The following is a 22328-nucleotide window of genomic DNA, read 5'->3' as shown; positions in this document are numbered from 1 at the left end:
TTATGCACCCGCCTTTTCAACAAAGATTTGATGTAAAGAAGGTTCTTTAATAGAAACATCTCGGATATATTGTTTAGTTTTAATGTCTTCAAGCAGCGAAAATGCATCCTCTCCATCATTAACTTTAATCATGAACGTACGATTAACTTTTTCAAAATTGAAATTTTTATTCTTAAGAATAGGTTCAATATCCCCTTCCGTTTGCAACGTCATATATTTGTATTGATAACTTTTCTTAATATCTGACAAGGCACCCGATAATACAAGTTGACCATTTTTCATAATACAAATTTCCTCACAGAACGTTTCTACACTGTCCATTTGATGACTACAGAAGATAATCGTTTTTCTTTGCGCGATTAACTCGAGCACAACATTTTTTAACATCTCTGCATTTACAGGATCCAATCCACTAAATGGCTCATCTAGTATGATGAATTCCGGATTATGCAATATCGCTGAAATCAATTGGATTTTTTGTTGATTTCCCTTTGACAATTCCTCTGTTTTCTTCTTTAAATGTGGTGTCATTTCTAATTTTTCTAGCCATTGTAACGCATGCCTTTTTGCAAGATTAGCTGGCATTCCTTCTAACTTGCCGAAATACACCAATTGCTCCACTACATTCATTTTCGGGTATAATCCACGCTCTTCTGGTAAATAGCCAATAGATAGGTCTTTCTTTGAAAAAGGGCGATTATTCCATAGAATTTGGCCGCTATCCGGTTTGATTAAATCTAAGATCATACGAATCGTTGTCGTCTTACCAGCACCATTTCGGCCCAGCATCCCTAAAATCCCACCTTCTTCTACACGTATATTTAAATCATTAACGGCTTTATATTCACCAAATGTTTTATTTAATCCTTGAATTTCAAACGCCATATATAACATCCCCTTTACTGTTTAATAAAGTAAATAACTGCCATTCCTAAAGCAATTCCGCCAATCATAAGTAAAAACTTTTTAAAATTCATCTTTATCTCTCCCATTTTTTGAAATTTGTATTTCGAAAATCAAGTGCACCCTTCGCATTTACAATACCTTTTCCAAAATATTTTTTTCCGTCATCTAATGCCGGTTTGGCCCCCTGATATAATCTTGTTTTAACAAATCCATTACTAGGCTTCAGCCTAAATTTTTCTTTATATTCCGCAATTACAAGTGCGGCTGTAGCAGAAACTTTAGGAACTGCTAGACTCGTTCCAATCATCAGCTCATACCCTCTATCAAACCCTAACCATTCACTTAGCTGGGATTGCGGAAGGTTTGTAGGATATGTGGTTAATACCATAGCTGTTTCATCTCCCACTTTTTCACTTTCCCACAAAGATCCATAATCTCCTGATGGAGCTGCAATATCAACATTGGTTCCATAATTAGAGTAATAAGCTAATCGATCATCTTTATTTGTTCCCGCAACAGTTACTACCCCCGGTAAACCTCCTGGCATATGAAGTTGTAAGTCGTTTTCATATCCTCTTTGCTTAGCTAATTGAAAAGGATTTGAAATATCGAATCCTTCTGTTCCAGAGGAAGCCACTAGCAAACTCCCTTTACTATTCGCATACTCTATTGCTCTTTTATAAGCTAAGTACACAGCTCCTTCTTCTGGATCTTTAATGGACTTGTATGTTCCTAAACTTAAATTAATAACATCCATACCATCATTTGCAGCCTCTACAATAGCTTTAATAATCCAGCTTGAATCCGCAGAACTACCTTGAAATACTTTGTATGGTACAATCCCAATTTTGGGCGCTACCCCCTTTATTTTCCCATCAGCAGCTATTAACCCAGCAATCATTGTTCCATGACCAATATTATCTTCAATTGATTCTACATTCGGAACTAAAATTTTCCCCTGACTAACTATATTTCCCTTTAGCGCAGGATGATTTACATCAATCCCACTATCAATAACACCAATCTTTACACTATGATTTCCTTGTTCAATTTTATAGCTCTCTCCATTTTCTGTTACCTTATCGACATCCCATTTCCATTTGCTATAATCGACCTCTTCTTGTTCTAATTGTGAAGGTGCGTATTTTGTTATATTCGAAGGTTTCTTTACTATAGCGGGCGGCTTTAATTCCACTACATCCTCTCTACCTGCTTTTTCAATTATCCCTTTATAATTTTTTAATAAATGCTGCTTCGCTTCTTGTACTCTTTCTAAATTATCACCTTCGATATTTAGCATCTTAATTTCTTTTATTACTTCTAGCTTTAAATCGGGATATTTATCTCTAATTTCCTTTATCATCTCATCCGTATTTTCACCTTGCCTCAATGTAAACACATACGAATTTTCTTTAATTTGATTATGTTTCATTTCTTCAGCGCTTATCGTACTAATTCCAACTATAGGAAGGTTTAATAATAATCCTACTGTAATTCCAGCACCTATTTTCGCTATAGTGTTTCGATATTTAGGCCAATCTTTCACTTTTAATCCCTCCTTTTACTTCCTGAGCTTTTGACAATTGATAATAATACCCTTGCTTCTCAAGTAGTTCTGTATGTGATCCTATCTCTACAATTGCTCCCTTATCCATAACAATAATCTTATCTGCATTCTTAACCGTACTTAACCTATGTGCAATGACAATCCTTGTACATAACATATCAGTTAAATTCTCATCAATAACTCTTTCAGACAATGTATCAAGTGCACTTGTCGCCTCATCTAATATTAGAATAGATGGGTTTGTTACCAATGCTCTAGCTAATATTAATCTTTGCCTTTGCCCACCAGAGAAGTTAACTCCAAATTCAGATACCATCGTTTGAAAATTTAATGGTAGCATCATAATATCTTCTAATATATTCGCTTGCTTCGATGCCTCAATTACTCCATTCGGAGGCACCCCTTTCCTTTGCGCAATGATATTTTCTCCTACCGTTTTGTTAAACAATCTCGCTTCTTGGAAAACAACGCCTATTGATTTCCTTAAAAATTTCAAATTTAACTTTTCGCTTTCAATCCCATCAAATCGGATTTTCCCATTCGTTGGTGTATATAGTCCGAGAAGCATTTTTACAATTGTACTTTTTCCAGACCCAGACGCCCCAACAATTGCGACCTTCTCACCAGCTTTGATTTTAAACGAAACATTCTGAATTGCATCTTCACTGAAATAATTGTGACGATAAGAAACATTGTCAAACTCAATATCACCATTCAGTTTCTTAATTCCTGAAAATTGATTGACCTCTCTCTCCGATCTCGCATGCATTACATCGTAAATCCGCTGAATATAGGAGCTAATATAAATCAATTCACCATAGCCACTCCCAATGGAAATAATCGGAGTTATAAACGAAATCGCTAACGCATTAAAGCCGAGTACACTTCCTAATGTCATATTTCCAGCTAGCACCTGTTGTCCACTGAACCAAAGCAGAAACAACGGTAAGATAAATTGAATAGAACCGGCTAATGTATTCATCAATGCCGTCCATATAGATCTCTTCTCTGCATGAATAAGCTGAGAACCAAAGCGTTCTTGCCATTCTTTATACACTTGCTTTTCCAATCCCATAACCTTCACGTCACTAATCCCATTAATACTCTCAGACAAAATCCTTTGAACTTGAGCTTGAGCCGAAACCTCTTTATCAGCTAACTTCTTAGAAACAGTCGTGCTCATGACAAGTAGGGCGAATATAACACTCCCAACTGCTAACACAACGAATCCTAATAAGGTCGAATAACGAAACATGAAGAATAAGTAAGTGAAAAGCAGAATTCCATCTATAAGAAAGGAAATTACCTTAGTAGATAATATTTGTCTAATATATACATTGGAATTTGCTCTAAATAACAGTTCTCCCATAGAGCGATTCTCAAAAAAGTTATAAGAAAGACTTAATAGTTTTTCTATAAAACTTTGCATTAAAGACATATCAATTGCCGTTTGCAACTTCGCTATTAGGAAACCTCTTAACGAAGCAAATACTTGATAACTTATTAGCAATACTAAAATGCTGTAACCTATCATATTCATATAGCTCGGATCTCTCGGAATAATTACATGGTCAGTCATCCAACTTGTGACAAATGGAATCACCAGCGCAAAAGCCTGAATTATTAAAGAGGCTAATACAATTAAAGCTATTAATTTCTTTTTCCCTAACACAAACGATAAAAAGAATTGCAAATGAGAGACACCTTTTTGTTTTTGAAATGACTCATCTGGTTCTAGTGTTAATACAAATCCAGAATACTTTTCCTCCATTTCTTTTTTAGAGATTTTATTTCTTCCGTAAGCAGGGTCTATAACTATAGCCCCCTTTTTTGTCACTTTCTCTAGGACTACATAATGTTTATGTTCCCAATGGATAACTGCTGGTAATTTAACTTCACTTAAAGCTTCATATTCAGCTTTATATCCTTTTACTTGAAAACCATTTTTCCTAGCAATATGCATAAGCTGGTATAAAGATGTACCACCTTTCGGAACACCAAACTCTTCTCTTAATTCAGCTAACGAAACATGCTTTTCATAAAAACTAAAGACCATCGCCAATGAGGCTAATCCACATTCGCTATGTTCCATCTGTTCTATAAAGGGCACCTTTGCCATTTTATTCCCCCCTATCTCTTTAACTATTAATCATAGCAACACCCTCATGGTTACCATGATTAAAATTAAATTCAAATGTAATTAATCCTAAAAAATATGCAGCTATTCCAATTTGGACCCTTGAATGTATTTCTAACTTTCTTTTAATTGAGGCTACTAATTCCCCCACTCTCCTTCTACTAATAAATAACTCCCTTGCTATTTCAACATCCTTCAAACCTCGTGCAATCAACACAGCTACTTCTTTTTCTCGACCACTTAAAACTTTCTTCATCATTCTCCTCCTTTATTCTCAATCCATATTAGATTATTTTTTCTCGTTTATTAAACTGTGTTGTCTTAATCTGTACTCATATCATATCCTTCTTTTAAACGTTATTGTCCGCAATGCACGTTGTAGTTACCGCAAACAAATTAGCGGGATTCTCCGCAACATCTTCATAAAAAAAACATATCGCATTTGCGATATGCTTAATTGTGAAGATGTCCCTCTTATGTTACAATTGGAATATTCCGAATTTTTACAAAAGGGGAGCTGCGAGTGATTTATTCATTACAAAATGAATTAATTTTGCGTGCAAAAAAACTGGTTTATGGACATTTTTTCGAATCTACATTACGTCAATGTTCTTCAGAATATATTGAATACAAATTCAATGATTCTACTCGTTTTGCTAACATCACTCTCGTACATTATGAAATATTTCAAGATAACCAAAATGAAGAGGAAAAACAATTACTGCTAACAATTATAGAATTACTTATGCTCGCTCTAGATATTATGGATGATATTCAAGACGAAGATTTCTTAGAAGGACCTTGGACAAAACATCCAATTGCCACAAATCTCAATATAATTATGGGATTTTTACTTATTTGTTTGCAAGAAGTTGACAAGGCTTCCCTTTCAATTCAAATGAAAAACTGGCTCAAAAATGAAATACACTCTTCTATTTTAAACTCTATTAATGGACAACAACTAGATCTTAAAAATGAAATCCATTCCGAGAAAGATTATATTGATATGGTAACTCACAAATCTGGATATCTAATTAAACTTGCATGCTTATTAGGAACAGGGAATATCAACCCTATCCAGCGTTCTTTAATTGAAAACTACGCACTATGTATAGGCGTTATTAATCAAATAAAAAACGACATGCGTGATATTATGCAATGGGATAAGAAAAATGATTTTCTTAATTTAAAGAAAACTTTACCAATACTATATTATTTAAATAGTAAAAATGATAACTTTATACTTATAAAAAAGTTCTTTAATCAAGAGATACAATATGATGAATTAAATAATCAAACATTAGATTCTTTAAAACACATATTACTGTACGGTGGATCAATGGAGTACTGCTCCGTTATGCAGAACCTATATGTATACAAATCAAAAGGATACATCGAACAACTTTCACTCAGTCAAGCAAATAAGGATAGGTTAATTGATACTCTAATTTAGTTTACTTCCATGTCTCAGCAGCTTTACTAAGTAAAGACGATTTATTTAAAGTACCTAAAATAATTTCTAATTCTTGTTTTGATATACCATCAATGGCTATTGTTCCTTGACTACACACATTTTTAAATTGAATATCTTCTAATATACGTTCAACTAATTCTCTAATCATATATCGTTCACCCCACCAATTTTTATAGTTTTATATTATTACATATTCTTTTGCTATTATCCGCAATCCTATTGCGGGATTCCGAAATTATATATGATAGTGAGGTAATTCTAGCAATGATTAAACAACGTCCAATTTATTTCGTAATTTCATTAATAATTTTTTACTTAATCATACAAAGTTACATCCTCTACAAGTTTTATCAGCCTTACAGTGGCATTATCGCTTCTAAAGAAAAACATAATACATATACAATCAGTCAAATTGATACGTCGGGTTGGGCTGCAAAAACAGCCTTAAAAGCAGGTGATGAAATTTACAAAGTGGATGGGGCGAATCCTTATTTAGGGGTTTTCAAGCGATACCAAAATCAATTTTTAAATGCAACTGAAATTCAAACTATACAGAATGATAGGATTTCTACTTATAGCACAACAGCTACTTCAGACAACGAAGAGCTAATTATTACATTATATCTACCAATGATTTTTTCTCTGACCATTTTAAGCTTATGCTTTATTGTCTATAGAAATAAAGCTATAAGGCGAGAAGAGCGTTATTTTATGCTTTTTTTATTAGCAACCTCTATTAGCCTTTCCGCCTCTTCTATATCTAGTAAATCTGATTTTGGCGGACTCTTAATTATAAGTATCTCTTTTCAAAGTGTATCTTTATTTCTTACTTTATTTTTATATCAGCTGTTTAAGCGGAAGGAAATTATTATTATACATAAAAATGTGATTAGATTTCACATTTTTCTATACATGACCGTTATTACTACCGGCTTATTATCCGTTACCTTTCTTCCAAATTTGCAACAAGTCTCTGCTTACACAGATTTAGCTTATTTATGTTTTAGTATTCTTTTAAGTGTATATTTCCTTTTAAAAGGATACATAAAATATAGAAATACTTTACACAGGCCTTTTTTTAAATTTATGTTAGTTATCCAATGTATTTCTTTCGGGCCATTTATAATGCTATATGCTCTTCCAAGGATATTATTTAATGCAGCCATTATTAGGGCTGATATTGCAGCATTATTCCTATTTTGCATTCCAATTGGCTACTTTTATTTAATATTAACAAAGCAAATCTTTGATATTGATTTTATGTTTGATCGTGTTCGGTACTACTCTTTGCTTTCATTACTTCCAACTATCATTATTACATTAATTATAAGCTGGGGTATTAATCCTGATGAGCGATTCTTTATTAGACTCATGCAAAATTTCATTATCATTTTCCCTTTAAACATACTGTTTCTTGTAATAAAAGAACGATTAGATTTCACATTTCGCAATCAATTATTCAGAAGCAAAACCAATTTACATGTAAGTATTGATCAATTCGCACAACAACTTTCTTCCATTATGAAAGTAAAAGATTTAGAGAAAAAATTTATGAATGAAATTATCTCCCTACTAAAACCGTGTTTTATACAATTTATTGAGTTTGATACAAAACAAAATACATATAATTGTTATAAAAGTTACGGAGAAACAGAAAAATTTAATCTTTCGAAAAAGAAACAATGGGGAATGGAATCTGGGTATATAAATGATTTATTAGAAGATGACGGATGCATCGGTATTTATTTATATTCTACCCAAAACACAAAGCATTACATTTGGGTTGGAAATAAAACCAACAATATTAAATTTAATATCAATGAAAAAACTTGGTTTATTGCTATCGTAAAATATGTACGTCTAGTTTATGAAAACCTAAATTCAGTTAATCAAATCATTCAATCTTTAGAAAAAGAAAGCATAGCAAATAAAACACACTCAGCAACTCTTTCGCGCCTACTATTTCAAATCTCAGAAACTGAAAGGCGTCGGCTTGCTGCGGATCTTCATGACGCTGCCCTGCAAGACCAAATTGTCTGGTATCGTAAACTAGAAACCGTATTAAAAGAACATACTGTACCAGGTGAATTGCAGGGACAATTAGAAAAAATAAAATTCGGTATGTTTGATGTTATTCAACAAATTCGTGACACTTGTAATGAATTAAAACCGGCTCTTCTATCTGAAATTGGTCTTATAGGTGCACTTAAAGAGCTATTAGCACAAATGCAACTACGTACTAATTTCCGAATTCAATTTGAATATGACTCAATACAGGAGAATCATTACGAATTTGATAAAATTTTATCTATTTATCGTATTATCCAAGAATTATTAAACAATGCTGATAAGCACTCTAATGCAACCTTAATTAATATATTTTTATGGGAAGAAAATAATTGTATTTATCTAGATTATCGTGATAACGGCATCGGTTTTAATACCCAAGCCCCTTATTCTTCAAATAAACATATGGGTTTATCTGGAATCAAAGGGCGCGTTCAAGGAATAGGAGGCGAAATTCAGCTTATTTCAGAAATAGGAAATGGACTACAAGTAAATATTACTATACCGAGGTGAATAAAATGATACACGTTTTGATTGTAGACGATCACCAAATAGTGGGTGAAGGTACGAAAAATATGATCGAATTAGAAGAAGATATTCAAGCAACATACATTTTAAACGAACAGGAAGCAATTTCTCAAAGTTCAAAAACACCTTTTGATATATATCTTTTAGACATGAACATGCCTAATTATAGTGGACTTGATGTGGCTCAAAAACTTTTACACATACAACCAGATGCAAAAATTATTCTCTACACAGGCTTCGAATATTTATCACAATTTAATTTATTAATAGATTCTGGTATTAGCGGTATTGTTAGCAAATCAGCATCACAGCAAGAGTTATTAATGGCTATTCGGGCCGTCTTAAATGGGTATACTTTAATTCCAATTTCTCTATTGCGACAACTTCGAGTTGAAGATATGACTGTTGATAACTTAGATACGAAAAGAGCATCAAGCCATGTTACAATTACACAAAAAGAATTAGAAATTCTTGAATCCATTGCGAAAGGAAAAAGTAATAAACAAATTGCAGATGAATTATATATGAGTTCTAGGGCTGTTGAATATAATTTAACGAAACTGTTTAAAAAGTTCAAGGTGAGTTCTCGTTCTGAAGCATTAGCTGAAGCTGTTCGAAAAGGTATAATAAATGTAAATGTATAATAAAGACATTCTACCAAAAGGTAGAATGTCTTTTCATTTATCCTTTTACATTTTCTAATGTCATAACGGATGGAATTTCATTCGGCTGTAATAGTCTTAACAACTGCATACCAACTCCTGCTATCCCTACAAACATACCAAATGATTGAATATCATCTGGTGCATCACATTGATAACTACCAGTTTCTCTATAATTATTAATAACTTGTATGCCAATTTGTAACGCCTGTTCATACAATTCTTTATTACCATACAACTGTGAAACAGCCAATAGTAATTCCGTGTCCCCCATATTCCCATGACATAATGTATCATTATTTTTAAATCCATACTTTCGTACATTATCTACAGCCACTCGAATTTCTTCGTCCATTTCTACATCTTCTTCATAGCTTCTTACTAAAACTCTACTCAATCCTATTCCAGTGGAACCGTGGCACCATTGATGTAAGCACTTCTTCTCACTCTCTCTTGTGTCTTTCCACGCACTTTCTTCTTTTTCAAACAATGATCGATCATAAGCAAATGCTTTTTTAGCTAAATCAATATATTCTTGATTCCTATTCATAATCCCTGAACGCCATAAGCTCCAAGCGATACCACTCGTCCCATGAGAAAAACCGCCTAAATAACTGTTAGTATGTTTATTCTTCCACGCTACTCCACTTTCTAATATTGATACATTTTCCACCAAATGCTTACTGTACATATCAGCAAGATCTAAATAATCTTGATCCTTTGTCATTTCAAATAAATTAAGAGCCACTTGAATAACTCCTGCTGAGCCACTTAACAAATCAAACTCTTCTTCTTCTTTGAGCCTTTCTTTTAATTCTACTTTTATTTCTTCTAAAAAATCCTGATATTCTTTTCTAGGACTTATAGATTGAAAATGTGCTAATGGATATAACAATGAATATTTACCCAAGAAGGTCGATAGAAGCCCCTTCGCTTTCGATAAAGGGTTCATCGCTGACTTCAACGCCTTATGAGCAACCTCTAAATATTTTTCGTTTCCTGTAACCTTATTTAGATACAATAAGAATAGTGCTACGCCACCTAAACCGTCATATAAATTTTGCTTCATCGCGGCAACATACCACTTGTCGTGAATAACATTTGCTTGTAACCATGATGCTGTTGTTTTATCATCTGATAATACTACATTCTCTACTAAAGACTCTCCGATATTTATAGCTTCCTGCAAGATTGTCTCCTGATGATTTTCTAATAATTCACTTCTGTAATCCTCTTTTCTTCTCACTTTAATATCAATATCTCTATTTCCCTGTATTGCCAACTTCAGCCACCCTCGTTGCTTTTCCAATTCCTTATCATCAAAATGATAAATTCTATTATATACTTGCTCATAACCGCTCTCCTTAAAAAAGTCTTCCATCCTTTCACCTGTACTACTATATAGATCTCGTGAATCTGTAAAAGTCGTAAATATAGGAACATCCGCACGTAATAAGTCTTGAATCTCATGAATGACTAGCCCCTTATTTTCATATGGGTAATACCATACTCTTTCAAATAATTGTTCCAATAAAATTGAATCTCTCATATAGTCTGGATGTGTAGACTCTTGTAAGAAATTACAATATTGTTGAGTCGCCCTAGCAACAATGCGAATTTTATTTTCTCTAAATGTAATTAAAGGTCCTCTTTCTGATAAAATCTCTTCCTTATACTCAATAAAAAATTTACACATTTCCTGAAAACCATCAATAATAAAGGTTAAATAATCCTCTACATAAATTTCTTCTACTCCAAGTTTCGGTAGATTTTTAGCACTTTGACTTTTGGCTTCTTTCATAGTAAATTCCATTTCATCCTTACTATTTTGACTTAAGGCCAGCACCTTAAACGGCAAATCTTGCTCTTTTCCATTTAAAGCACTTAAATCTATACCTTTTCCATCGATGTTTTGAAACATAGCTTGCGGTAACAATCCAGACCCTATCACTGAGTCGCTTTGTTCATATTTCAATTTTACTTCCGCACTATCCGGAAAATTCAGTTTTGGATATTGATGAAAAATCGTCTCCGAATCAATAATGTATGGATACTCTCCATGAGCAATTATATTTTCAAAATGCAAATCAGCACCTTTTAACATATGCATTAAACCAATCAACTTACCAAAACGTAAATAGTAGCGCTCCACCTCTTCTTTAGAAGAGCACGGTTTATACAATATTTTTTCTTCCCATCCATATTCACCAAAGTCTAAAACTTTATATGATGGAAGTTGTATACTTCCACTTACCTCATTCATCCATTCTAAAAATGCATGGTACGATTTCGTAATTTCCATAGACTTTGGCTTATATAAAATTTCTTTACCTGAAGAGAATACAAGCTGGACAACTGTTTTCCCTTCTTGATGTGTATCTCCTAATCCAACCTTAATTTCGCTTAATGATACATCCTGCAATTGAAATTCTTTTTGTAACTGTAGCCAATTTTCATTCAAACGAAATAGTAACATTTGAACATTTTGTATAAAATACTCTGTTCTCAAAATTAACCTTCGTGTTAATGTTGCGTATTCCTCATAGAACGCAATTAAATTCTCCTTATTTCTAGCTTTCTCTCTGACAAAGGAAAGAAATCGCTCTTCTGGAGTCTCTCCTACTAGTTCTTCCCTTAGTTTTGCAATATTAAATTCTAAGACTAGTGATCGCACCGCATTATTTAATAACTCTTCTACTAAAGATCGCACTAGCATTTCTTTAATCTCTTCATGCTCATAACGTATCCTATTTAATCTATATTTCAACGAACTATCTATCATTTCGGCTGCATAAAGTGCAAACGGCCTAACAAATTCTATAAACCCTAAATCTTCCTCTGCACTTAATGGCTTACTTTCACACAACTCTATTCCTATTTCTAACACGCGCAAATTCACATGTTCATTTAATTCATCTATATATAAATGCTCTTTTGATTCAGGGATTTTCTCAATTAAACTCGCAAAATCTTCTTTTGTCATTTCATTCATTTTTAATTTAAAATCAAAATCAGCTTTATTACTTCTGAACATTTTATCTATCCATTTATTTAATTGGGCTAAATTTAAATCCTCCGATAATAATAAATCTCTTCTACTCTTTAGCGTTTTATAACGCTCTTTCAAATTAAGACTCTTCGCAAATGCCTTTTCATTTATATATGAGTGAATTAACATAATAATTTAATCCCCTTCCTTATTTTAAAATCCATATTCCAATAAATTGGTCCCCTTCAGGGGAAACAGATTCCAACATTCGATTTTTCGCATTCGAATATTGGAATCTGTTTCATTCAAAAGGAGATGAATACCCCTTTCGAATGAAACCTATCTACTTACAAATTTTAATTGATGCCGTTATTCCTATAATTACTCCCACACAAAGTGGTGTTGTTTCTGGTTGTACATCCGATGCCCCTTGGATTTCCGCTAATTCCTCCTCACTTAATTCATTTAGCGCTTTTCCAGATGGGTGTTTCGGTAAGTCTTTTAACTTTTCTCTTACTTGGGGATCTTTCCACGCCTCTACTAACTCTTCTTTTGTGAACTTGTATTCTTTTGACATTTCATTCATCCTCTCGTTTTGGTTTTTATTTTTATTTACAAATCTTAATTGACGTTGTTAATCCTATAATTACTCCCACACAAAGTGGTGTTGTTTCTGGTTGTACATCCGATGCCCCTTGGATTTCCGCTAGTTCTTCTTCGCTTAATTCATTTAACGCTTTACCCGATGGATGTTTCGGTAAATCTTTTAACTTTTCTCTTACTTGGGGATCTTTCCATGCCTCTACTAACTCTTCTTTTGTGAACTTGTATCCTTTTGTCATTTCATTCATCCTCTCATTTTGTTTTTTATTTTTATTTACAAATCTTAATTGACGTTGTTAATCCTATAATTACTCCCACACAAAGTGGTGTTGTTTCTGGTTGTACATCTGATGCCCCTTGAATTCCCGCTAGTTCTTCTTCACTTAATTCATTTAACGCTTTACCCGATGGGTGCTTCGGTAAGTCTTTTAACTTTTCTCTTACTTGGGGATCTTTCCATGCTTCTACTAACTCTTCTTTTGTAAACTTGTAGCCTTTTGTCATTTCATTCATCCTCTCATTTTGTTTTTTATTTTTATTTACAAATCTTAATTGACGTTGTTAATCCTATAATTACTCCCACACAAAGCGGCGTTGTTTCTGGTTGTACATCCGATGCCCCTTGAATTTCCGCTAGTTCTTCTTCGCTTAATTCATTTAACGCTTTACCCGATGGATGTTTCGGTAAATCTTTTAACTTTTCTCTTACTTGTGGATCTTTCCAAGCCTCTACTAACTCTTCTTTTGTGAACTTGTATCCTTTTGTCATTTCATTCATCCTCTCATTTTGTTTTTTATTTTTATTTACAAATCTTAATTGACGTTGTTAATCCTATAATTACTCCCACACAAAGTGGTGTTGTTTCTGGTTGTACATCCGATGCCCCTTGGATTTCCGCTAATTCTTCCTCACTTAATTCATTTAGCGCTTTTCCAGATGGGTGTTTCGGTAAGTCTTTTAATTTTTCTCTTACTTGTGGATCTTTCCATGCCTCTACTAACTCTTCTTTTGTAAACTTGTAGCCTTTTGTCATTTCATTCATCCTCTCATTTTGTTTTTTATTTTTATTTACAAATCTTAATTGACGTTGTTAATCCTATAATTACTCCCACACAAAGTGGTGTTGTTTCTGGTTGTACATCTGATGCCCCTTGAATTTCCGCTAGTTCTTCTTCACTTAATTCATTTAACGCTTTACCCGATGGGTGCTTCGGTAAGTCTTTTAACTTTTCTCTTACTTGGGGATCTTTCCATGCTTCTACTAACTCTTCTTTTGTGAACTTGTATCCTTTTGTCATTTCATTCATCCTCTCATTTTGTTTTTTATTTTTATTTACAAATCTTAATTGACGTTGTTAATCCTATAATTACTCCCACACAAAGTGGTGTTGTTTCTGGTTGTACATCTGATGCCCCTTGAATTTCCGCTAGTTCTTCTTCGCTTAATTCATTTAACGCTTTTCCTGATGGATGGTTCGGTAAATCTTTTAATTTTTCTCTTACTTGTGGATCTTTCCATGCTTCTACTAATTCCTCTTTTGTAAATTTGAATTTCTTAACCATTTCATTCCTCCTTTTGTTTTTCTATTTATTTGTTTGTTTGTTTGTTGTTCTCTACAGTTATAAATTTACAAGATTCAAAGTTTTTAGGTAACTTCGCAAAATTGCATATTTTTAACATTTTTAAAATAAAAAATTCCTAACCTACAAAATGTAAGTTAGGAATTTCAGCTCCGGATTCAACAGTAAATAAACAATAATAGGCTAACAATAACATCAAAAAAGCCCTTTGCACGTGGTATTTTTACTTACCACACAAAGGGATTCTGCACAAAATAATATTAAAGTTTATATAACGCGCCCAGAGGGATTCGAACTAATAGTAAAACACCCCTTTTATATCAAGGCTCCTTTAGATTTCCAGAAGTAATCGTGCAAAATTCATGCAAAATTATTTCAGCGTGCAAAATCTACACAAAACAAAAGAGCACAGCGTGTATGTAAAGTGCTACGAACACTCTATATACCGTCCACCTGATTAGGCCAGGTAAACACTTGCTATACTCTCATGAGCTATTTTACATCATGCAGGGTCTATTAAGCAACGTTTACCAAATTGGTGACGTTGCTTTTTTGTTTCCAAAAAGGAGACAAACCACTATGGAAAAGAAACAAGGAATTACAATTATTGCAGGTAATGAAACATATAAAAATCTAGCAACATTCAAAACTATTGATGAATTAAATAAAACTGTTCGGGCGTACAAAGAGAAATTCGCCGATCAGTTAAACAAAACCCAATTAACTGTATTAAATAAATTACACAACTATTCTTCTAAGTTCTTTGGCGTATCTTTCAGAACGAAAAAACACATCGCTGAAGACCTTAATATTAGCCGTAGAACGGTTATTAGAGTATGCCTACACCTAGAGTCTTTAGGTATTATTAAACAGCTAGAAATGAAGCGTAAAATCGATATGAGACAAACATGTAACGCTATTGTTATTCAACCAATCATTGTGGAGGAACAGGTTGTCACACAAGCACCTGTTAAAAATGAAAAAAAGTGTCACACCAATAAAACAACTACTAAAACCTTAAAACAAAATATAAACAAACGTACTAATACTCAGAATAACACTACACTTGTGGAAAACATTAAAGAGGCTGATTTTGTTGCTCACTGGGTACCAGAACGTTTTGTTTCTTTGGTTAGCTCTTTTTACAGTGAATCTAAAACAATTCAAGAACTGTGGAAGGTCGTAAGACAGTGTAATAAAATCGTTAACCATACAACAGGTGATAAAGCATTTACTAAAGACCAGGAACTTACTATTGGCTTAAAAGCTATCAAAGGGTTTGTTATGAAAATTAAATCCGGAGTAAAAATGAAAAAGGGTAAATTCGCTTATTTCAACGGGATTGTAAACAACTTAATGGACAAGTTCTACTTCGATAAAGAATTTATGGCCATATAAAAAAACCTAGCTAAATTAACTAGGTGTTGCGATTTTCAAAATATCCATGAATTGAATTTTATGTATTGCATTCGGTCCATCATTCACAACAATTCTACCCAATTGTTGTTCAAGTTTAACGATTTTTCCTTGAATAATATCTGGCTCTTTATATTTTCGATACACAGTAAATACTAATTCTGTATCATCTTGTACTGCCAATTGAATTAATTCAGCAGCCTCTTGTTGTTCAAATTCATCCATGTATGGTCTAGGTTCTTTTTTAGTAGCCTTTTTCTTTGGTGGTTTTGGAATTGCTGTTGACATATGACCTCACCTCATTATTTATTTTAAGCATATTGATAGTTATTTCTTACTTTATCAACAGAAAGTATATTAGGTAATTTCAGCATTCTAACTTGTTGTTTTTGCATGCAATACACTAATACACGATCTTCATATATCTTTCTAACAATCACAGTTCTTTGAGAGAAATCTCCTGAACCGTTTAAATAAATTAATTCAATTGGTATTTTTTGATTGAATGAGCATGTAAGTAAATGATTCATAAGATGACCTCCGAGGGAACATTTGTTTGTATAAATTACAGAACAATCGTTCTGTTTCGTCAATAAATTAGAAACGAACATTTACAGTTATTACGTAAAATTGGTATGATTTACTTATTAAAAAAGGGGGGAGATTTTTGAGTTTAAACATGTATTTAGGGGAAGTACATAACCAAACACAAAGTATGAATGCTGTATGTACCGCTACCATTCAAGGTATGGAACAAGTTATTCAATCAATTGATTCTTTTACAAGTGATACCGTTCTACAAGGGGAAACTTACGATAGTGCAAAAGCATTTTTTGCAGAAACTTTTCGCCCTTTAGCACAAGGAATTATTTACTTATGTGAAGAATTAATCCGTCAGAACGATGCCTTTCCAAGTCAATTTCAATCACAGGTAGCTTCAACAGATGTTATTGAACAAGAAATATTAGAACAAATTCGAGAAATTGATCGAATGATAGCAAGTACGGAAGCACTCAATCAAGCTATGCCAATCTCGGGCATGGACGCTATGGTAAATCTTTTTGCTGTCATGAGGCGTAAACTGCAAGAAAAGTTAGAACACCTATATGAATTTAATCAAACATCTAGCGATAACTATAATGCAGCAATTCAATTAGCCGCTAGTATTGCAACAGGTCTTGCGGAAGTACAAAGTGGGAAAGGTTTTAGTCCAGCAAGTGGTACATTTAGTACACAAGGGTTGAATATGGAATGGGTGACTTCTATTCAATCGATTACAGAAGATAGGAAGCGTCAGGCTGATAATTCAATTGAAGAAGGTGCAATGTGCGGCAAAATCCCACCACAATCAGAACAATCCTTTTGGGATAGAAATAAAAAGGATTTGAACGATGCCTGGACTGGTATTTCCACTGGTGTAGTAGATGGCGTTGTAGACGCATGGGACGGATTTGTTGCTTTGGGAGATAAAGAGACCTGGTTGAATATGCGGGATGCGATTGTAAACTATGAAGAAACACTTCCTGCTGCATGGAATGCTTTATCAGATTCATTCATGAATGAATTTTGGAATGGGGATATGGAAAGTAGAGAACATTATGCAGCTTATGCAGTCACCTCGCTACTCACAGGTTTTATTGGCAGCAAGGGTCTGGATAAATTTGGACAGGTAGGAAAAGTAGCAGCTTTTACAAGTCTTACAAAAGGAAAATCTCTTCTAACAAACTCCTCTGCATACAGAAATGCATTGCATATATTAAATAACTATGAATTCATACCTGGAACTTCTTTCTCATATGCAGGAGTTGGAAGTATCCAACAGTATTTGCAGAAAGCAGCTCCATATACTTATGAAGGTCCAAATGGTCCTAAGACAATAAGATTAAGAAAAGGTGAGTTGGCAGGAGACAAACATCCTGTTACAGGTATTCCATATGATGCAGATGGGTTCCCTATTTTTAAATCTAAGGGTGAGGTAATCCTAAAAGAGGCAGACTTCAAAAAATCTAGAACAACACATTTTAGAAAATGTAGTAAAGCATTATACGAACAAATAATAAAAGACCCTGATTTAGCTTCAAAATTTACGAAAGAAGAAATTCAAATGTTTAAACAAGGTGAAACACCAAAGCATTACACGTGGCATCACCATCAAGATACTGGTAGAATGCAACTTGTAGATTATCAGATACATCACGATACTGGTCATACAGGTGGGTATAGAATTTGGGGAAAAGATAGCGATAAATAAGGAGTGGCAAAAATGAACAATATTACATGGTCCTTTATGAGTAAAACACCAGTTACAGACGAAGAAATCCAAAAGGTAGAACAATATTTTAATATTAAATTACCCAACGATTTTGTTGCGTGCGTGAAGAAATATGACGGGGGATACCCTAACCCAAAAGTATTTGATGTACCAGAACAAGATGAAAATGTATTCAGTGACCTCTTAACTCTTCATATAGAAGATAAATATTCGATTGTCCAAAACTATGAAGGTATAAAAGATAGATTAGTTGATAAAGTATACCCTTTTGCTAGAGACCCGTTTGGTAACCTTCTATGCTTTGATTACCGAAATAATCCCGAAGCTCCAACCGTTGTATTTTGGGACCACGAGGAAGAAGAGATGGAAGAAGCAATTTACCCTGTTTGCTCCTCTTTTACAGAATTGCTTAATAGCTTACGTGCTTTTGAAGACGAAGAAGATGAATAAATTACTAAAAAGAAAAGGCACTCGTAATGAGTGCCCTTCTTCGACTTGAAAACCACTTTAATTTTAATAACATCATCTGACTTAAAAAATGTATCAGGAAAATCTGTTCCATTGTTATTTTATCATATTTAGTTGTGGTGTTTATTGAGAAATATAAAATCAACCACCACCATCGCCATGTTCCATTAATGTATGAACATGACTGTGATCTTTCTCGGTAGGACTGTATATACCAATTACTAGCGTAAACGCTGCCATAATCCCTAGTACCCTAATCGTTATTTTCTTCATTTTAACGCCCCCTTATCAAAAGATTTTTGTCTTGATTGTGAGCTTGCATAAAAATATTGACTTGCTTTAGTATGTTGATTTTCTTCATAAAACTTGATTGCTAGCTTTTCCTCATATTCCTGAAGGTACTCATATAATTCTTCTCTTTCAAAATAAGAAATTCCTTTAAGAATAATCTCTTCTAATTCTTCGGCAGAAGCATTGTCATTCAACGCTTTTAAAATTGCGAAATGATGTTGGTATCCCTCAATTTGTAAATCATTACAAATTGCATACCCTTTTTCAATAAGCTCAGTAGCGCTTTCGTATTCTTTTAATTTGTAATGTTCTTTTGCTTTGACATATATAGCCTTATAATGATTTGGCGATTTTTCAACAACTTCCGAAAGATAACGAAGAGCTAACGTAGATAGATTTTGATTAGAATACATCCACCCTAAGTTATGTCGAGCCATAATAATAAATTTCTCTTCCCCGATTTTTTGGAAGCGATCCATTGCAGCTGCAAAGTGTTCTTCAGCTAGCGACCATTCTTTTAGATTTATACAAGATAACCCTAGCATATTATCACAAAATGCCACGTTCGCTTCATAACCTTCATGTTTTAAAAACATATCTTTTGCTTTCGTTACTTCTTTGATAGCTTGAAGAGCTTGTTGGTTGTCATAGTAGGAATACCCTAATTTATAGTAGAATTCAGCTTTTTCTAGTTCGTCAGGGATATATTGAAGTAAAGATTCTGCTTTATAATAATGATCTTTTGCCAAAATATGATTTCCGATTGCATCAGAATGAATTGCTTTAAAGAAATGATAATAATATGTTAGGAAGTTATCAGTAGGCATATCAAATGATTCAATTGTATCAAAACTATCTTTAGATACACCTAAATTATCTATCAAATAATTGTACCTAAAATCTAATAGGGAATAGTAAAGTAGTAATTTTTGATCTTGTAATGATTCCTTTTCTTCATTTTTTAACTGTTGAATCATGCTATCAATCTGTTCTTTCATGCGGTGTGCATTATCAATGTTTCTTGATCTGATTTCTGTATACCACTCATTCAATAGTTGTGTAATCTTCTCGCTCCTAGTAGAAGTAAACATAAAATCCCTCCTCCTTTATATATCTTCATTTAATGATAACAGAAAATTACAAAAAAGGATTAACATATTTCCGTTTCTATTTTCTAAATAATTAACTGAATATTATATACATTCGGGTGGGTATGTATTATTTACAGAAATATCTTTAAAAGGGTATAATCTAATTAATTTAAGGGGGGACAATCATTGAAGGTTATTCAGTCTATATTTAGGGGATTCCGTTTAATAAGTAGAGTTATAAATCCGATATTAAAGGCATTATCTAAAAGTAAATTTTAAATTTCATAAAAATAAAAATCCCCTTCTGCATATAATTGCAAAAAGGGATTTTTCAGGTTAATTTACGGATACTTACCATAAATATGAAATAAGAAATGATGTATTTTTAGATTACCCGTTACCAATACAACAGTCAATATATGAGTACTAGCATTAAAAAATTAATTGATATTTATTTTTTGATAAAACTATTCTTTTGTACAGTAATATGTTTTATTTTTCAAACTTCACATATTCACCAGAAACCCATTGGTCGCCTCCAACATTATACCAACCGTCTCTATATCCCCACGTTTGATATTTTTCACCTTGATACACATTTTTCACGATGCCATAGTTAGTTCCTGGACCTTTACGAACACGTAATACATCAGTTGTAATAGTCACTACACCAACGCCATCATTTAAAGGTTTAGAAGATGCTGGTACTTTTCCTCCTGTATAACGAATGTATGATGGATCATTATAAATCCATTGATCGCCACCAAGGTTTAGCCAACCGTTTGAATCACCCCATACTTGGTAAGATTCTCCTTTACCTAATTGACGAATAATCCCGTATCCAGTGCCTGGACCTTTACGAAGATTAACGCTATTTCCTCCAATATATGCAATACCTGTTTCACCACTGAAAGATGGAGTAGGCGTTAAGTTAATTAGACTACTACCTCCATTATATGCATGTTGAACCCTTTCAATAAAGTTATTCCAACGCCCCTCTGCCAACATACGATGAGGACAGTACTTCCCACTCCATGATTGGTGTGTACGAACTTTATGAATTGGAATATTGTACTGTTTCATTAGTTGAGCTACAACGATAGCTGCATTGTCTTCCGCTTTATAATATCTATCTCCACCGCTTAAAGAGTAGCAAATTTCAACCCCAATAGATTTACGATTACCATTCCCGTTACCGTCGCCAGTATGCCAGGCGTTACGCTCTAAAGGAATTCCTTGTACAGCTTCCTTATTATCTACCGCGATATGAAACGATACTTGATTATCATTGCGAATCATATAAGATACTTCATTTTCTGCTGTAGCGTCGTTGTACGTATTGTGGACTGTAATGAATTCTGGATTCATTGTATACGGACACTTTGTACCATATTTACTTGGGTCAACTAATTTTTTTCTAATTTCCATTATTGAACATCTCCCTTTTTCTCTTCTTGCTTTTGTTTTCCACCCAAAACTTCAACTGCATTTGTTAATGCTGAAGGTAAGGGGATTCCCATACGACCAGCGTTTTCCAACAGTGAAAGTAACTCATTACCCATGAAGAAGAAAATAGTCGCTTCACGAATTGCGCTGTTACTTCCCAGTGCTGAATCTAGTTGAGCGGCCGCTCCGACCAAAAGAAAAAGCACCACCTTTTTGGCGATGCCTTTGAAACCAACTTTACTTTTTAATTCTCCGTTATATCCTGCTGCAATTATGCCAGTTAAATAATCAATAACTGCCATCGTCAATAAGATTTTCAATGTTGCATCCCATCCTCCCAAAAAATACCCACAGAAGCCACCAAAAGTGGCAATAAAAGTTTTTAATAGTACATCAATACGATCCACATTCTTTCCTCCTTTTCAAAATAAAAAAAGACCAGCTATTGCTGCTCCTGCTCTGTTTGTGTGTTATTTTCATTAGTTGGTGTTGGCGGTTCTTGAGATGGATCATTCCCTGTAAGTGATGTATAACACTCTAAACAAAGTTTCTTTTTCCCAAAATTCGTTTCTAATTCATACAGACGAGCTCCGCGTTTACATATTTCGCATCTTGTTGCGATACGGAAATATATCGTTCCATCTGTTTCCCCCCACACCTCTACTTTATTAGCGCCATATAAACCGGCATTGTTTAGCATATCAAAAGGAATTCGCACAAATACTCCGTTTTCGTTTCTTTCTGAATCTACTAACCTACCAGCAAACGGAGCACCTTGCCCCGCTTGTAAGGGATAACCTTGTAAATCTTTGTAATCATCCATATATTT

At 33.7% G+C, this 22328-nt stretch carries 26 protein-coding genes; 6 read left to right on the top strand and 20 right to left on the bottom strand.

All coding sequences use genetic code 11. From position 1 onward, the window contains the following. The 4 genes from MHI28_RS20375 to MHI28_RS20360 all read right to left on the bottom strand — a co-directional run bounded on the left by MHI28_RS20375 (window position 1) and on the right by MHI28_RS20360 (window position 4866). Window positions 1–885, bottom strand: a complete 885-nt coding sequence (locus MHI28_RS20375; RefSeq protein WP_000863495.1) for an ABC transporter ATP-binding protein — start codon at window positions 883–885, stop codon at window positions 1–3. Between the two features lie 94 nt (window positions 886–979). After that, window positions 980–2452: a S8 family peptidase gene (locus tag MHI28_RS20370; protein ID WP_000656184.1), complete on the bottom strand. Its 1473-nt coding sequence runs from the start codon at window positions 2450–2452 to the stop codon at window positions 980–982. Further along, window positions 2436–4592, bottom strand: a complete 2157-nt coding sequence (locus MHI28_RS20365) for a peptidase domain-containing ABC transporter (protein WP_001151549.1) — start codon at window positions 4590–4592, stop codon at window positions 2436–2438. Before MHI28_RS20365 ends, MHI28_RS20370 begins: the two co-directional genes overlap by 17 nt. Window positions 4593–4611: 19 nt before the next feature. After that, window positions 4612–4866: a response regulator transcription factor gene (locus MHI28_RS20360; protein WP_000757187.1), complete on the bottom strand. Its 255-nt coding sequence runs from the start codon at window positions 4864–4866 to the stop codon at window positions 4612–4614. A 267-nt stretch (window positions 4867–5133) separates the two neighbouring features. Between MHI28_RS20360 and MHI28_RS20355 the strand changes: the two genes are divergently transcribed. After that, window positions 5134–6063 (top strand): polyprenyl synthetase family protein, encoded by a 930-nt coding sequence (locus tag MHI28_RS20355; RefSeq protein ID WP_000640554.1) that lies wholly within the window; start codon window positions 5134–5136, stop codon window positions 6061–6063. Between the two features lies 1 nt (window position 6064). Here MHI28_RS20355 and MHI28_RS20350 read toward each other — a convergent pair whose 3' ends face one another. Continuing rightward, on the bottom strand, window positions 6065–6232 hold the full coding sequence (locus tag MHI28_RS20350; RefSeq protein ID WP_000617614.1) for a hypothetical protein: 168 nt from the start codon (window positions 6230–6232) through the stop codon (window positions 6065–6067). 116 nt (window positions 6233–6348) lie between these two features. On the opposite strand from MHI28_RS20350, the gene MHI28_RS20345 reads away from it, so the two are divergent. Together MHI28_RS20345 and MHI28_RS20340 are read left to right on the top strand one after the other, a co-directional pair. Further along, the gene (locus MHI28_RS20345; RefSeq protein ID WP_000595466.1) at window positions 6349–8664 is read left to right on the top strand and encodes a sensor histidine kinase; all 2316 of its coding nucleotides are present in this window, start codon (window positions 6349–6351) and stop codon (window positions 8662–8664) included. 5 nt (window positions 8665–8669) lie between these two features. Then, window positions 8670–9323 carry a response regulator gene (locus MHI28_RS20340; protein ID WP_000582194.1) on the top strand — a complete coding sequence of 218 codons (654 nt, stop codon included), beginning with the start codon at window positions 8670–8672 and terminating at the stop codon, window positions 9321–9323. 37 nt (window positions 9324–9360) lie between these two features. On the opposite strand, the gene MHI28_RS20335 is transcribed toward MHI28_RS20340, so the two are convergent. The 8 genes from MHI28_RS20335 to MHI28_RS20300 all read right to left on the bottom strand — a co-directional run bounded on the left by MHI28_RS20335 (window position 9361) and on the right by MHI28_RS20300 (window position 14497). Next, window positions 9361–12519 (bottom strand): type 2 lanthipeptide synthetase LanM family protein, encoded by a 3159-nt coding sequence (locus MHI28_RS20335; protein WP_098424786.1) that lies wholly within the window; start codon window positions 12517–12519, stop codon window positions 9361–9363. A gap of 154 nt (window positions 12520–12673) precedes the next feature. Continuing rightward, window positions 12674–12907 (bottom strand): mersacidin family lantibiotic, encoded by a 234-nt coding sequence (locus MHI28_RS20330; RefSeq protein ID WP_000032577.1) that lies wholly within the window; start codon window positions 12905–12907, stop codon window positions 12674–12676. A 31-nt stretch (window positions 12908–12938) separates the two neighbouring features. Then, complete coding sequence (locus MHI28_RS20325; protein WP_000160316.1) at window positions 12939–13172, bottom strand: mersacidin family lantibiotic; 234 nt, start codon at window positions 13170–13172, stop codon at window positions 12939–12941. A gap of 31 nt (window positions 13173–13203) precedes the next feature. Continuing rightward, complete coding sequence (locus MHI28_RS20320; RefSeq protein ID WP_150159044.1) at window positions 13204–13437, bottom strand: mersacidin family lantibiotic; 234 nt, start codon at window positions 13435–13437, stop codon at window positions 13204–13206. Between the two features lie 31 nt (window positions 13438–13468). Next, window positions 13469–13702: a mersacidin family lantibiotic gene (locus tag MHI28_RS20315; protein WP_000160316.1), complete on the bottom strand. Its 234-nt coding sequence runs from the start codon at window positions 13700–13702 to the stop codon at window positions 13469–13471. A 31-nt stretch (window positions 13703–13733) separates the two neighbouring features. Continuing rightward, on the bottom strand, window positions 13734–13967 hold the full coding sequence (locus MHI28_RS20310; RefSeq protein ID WP_000160316.1) for a mersacidin family lantibiotic: 234 nt from the start codon (window positions 13965–13967) through the stop codon (window positions 13734–13736). A 31-nt stretch (window positions 13968–13998) separates the two neighbouring features. Continuing rightward, window positions 13999–14232, bottom strand: coding sequence for a mersacidin family lantibiotic (locus MHI28_RS20305; RefSeq protein WP_000160316.1), 234 nt, complete (start codon window positions 14230–14232; stop codon window positions 13999–14001). Window positions 14233–14263: 31 nt separating this feature from the next. Beyond that, window positions 14264–14497: a mersacidin family lantibiotic gene (locus MHI28_RS20300; RefSeq protein WP_086391186.1), complete on the bottom strand. Its 234-nt coding sequence runs from the start codon at window positions 14495–14497 to the stop codon at window positions 14264–14266. Window positions 14498–15094: 597 nt separating this feature from the next. Between MHI28_RS20300 and MHI28_RS20295 the strand changes: the two genes are divergently transcribed. Then, the gene (locus MHI28_RS20295) at window positions 15095–15913 is read left to right on the top strand and encodes a helix-turn-helix domain-containing protein (RefSeq protein ID WP_340828246.1); all 819 of its coding nucleotides are present in this window, start codon (window positions 15095–15097) and stop codon (window positions 15911–15913) included. Between the two features lie 15 nt (window positions 15914–15928). On the opposite strand, the gene MHI28_RS20290 is transcribed toward MHI28_RS20295, so the two are convergent. Together MHI28_RS20290 and MHI28_RS20285 are read right to left on the bottom strand one after the other, a co-directional pair. Beyond that, window positions 15929–16219, bottom strand: coding sequence for a YolD-like family protein (locus tag MHI28_RS20290; RefSeq protein ID WP_065485612.1), 291 nt, complete (start codon window positions 16217–16219; stop codon window positions 15929–15931). Between the two features lie 23 nt (window positions 16220–16242). Continuing rightward, window positions 16243–16461: a hypothetical protein gene (locus MHI28_RS20285; RefSeq protein WP_065485619.1), complete on the bottom strand. Its 219-nt coding sequence runs from the start codon at window positions 16459–16461 to the stop codon at window positions 16243–16245. Between the two features lie 137 nt (window positions 16462–16598). On the opposite strand from MHI28_RS20285, the gene MHI28_RS20280 reads away from it, so the two are divergent. Beyond that, a complete protein-coding gene (locus MHI28_RS20280; RefSeq protein WP_340828245.1) occupies window positions 16599–18182 on the top strand; it encodes an HNH endonuclease in 1584 nt (527 codons plus the stop codon). Between the two features lie 12 nt (window positions 18183–18194). Beyond that, the gene (locus MHI28_RS20275) at window positions 18195–18653 is read left to right on the top strand and encodes an SMI1/KNR4 family protein (RefSeq protein ID WP_016109438.1); all 459 of its coding nucleotides are present in this window, start codon (window positions 18195–18197) and stop codon (window positions 18651–18653) included. Between the two features lie 159 nt (window positions 18654–18812). On the opposite strand, the gene MHI28_RS20270 is transcribed toward MHI28_RS20275, so the two are convergent. The 5 genes from MHI28_RS20270 to MHI28_RS20250 form a co-directional block, all read right to left on the bottom strand. Then, window positions 18813–18944 (bottom strand): hypothetical protein, encoded by a 132-nt coding sequence (locus MHI28_RS20270; RefSeq protein ID WP_000724416.1) that lies wholly within the window; start codon window positions 18942–18944, stop codon window positions 18813–18815. Next, complete coding sequence (locus tag MHI28_RS20265; RefSeq protein WP_340828244.1) at window positions 18941–20053, bottom strand: response regulator aspartate phosphatase; 1113 nt, start codon at window positions 20051–20053, stop codon at window positions 18941–18943. Before MHI28_RS20265 ends, MHI28_RS20270 begins: the two co-directional genes overlap by 4 nt. Window positions 20054–20545: 492 nt before the next feature. Continuing rightward, a complete protein-coding gene (locus MHI28_RS20260; RefSeq protein WP_340828243.1) occupies window positions 20546–21481 on the bottom strand; it encodes an N-acetylmuramoyl-L-alanine amidase in 936 nt (311 codons plus the stop codon). Further along, the gene (locus MHI28_RS20255; RefSeq protein ID WP_340828242.1) at window positions 21481–21906 is read right to left on the bottom strand and encodes a phage holin family protein; all 426 of its coding nucleotides are present in this window, start codon (window positions 21904–21906) and stop codon (window positions 21481–21483) included. The genes MHI28_RS20260 and MHI28_RS20255 overlap by 1 nt, the downstream gene beginning before the upstream one ends. Before the next feature lie 35 nt (window positions 21907–21941). Next, window positions 21942–22322, bottom strand: a complete 381-nt coding sequence (locus MHI28_RS20250) for a hypothetical protein (protein WP_016099117.1) — start codon at window positions 22320–22322, stop codon at window positions 21942–21944. Window positions 22323–22328: the final 6 nt, after the last annotated feature.

Source organism: Bacillus sp. FSL K6-0268, assembly GCF_038005425.1.
GTDB classification, from domain to species: domain Bacteria; phylum Bacillota; class Bacilli; order Bacillales; family Bacillaceae_G; genus Bacillus_A; species Bacillus_A thuringiensis_S.
The sequence above is the reverse complement of the archived record's forward strand: the minus strand, read 5'-3'. Positions and strand labels throughout refer to the sequence as shown.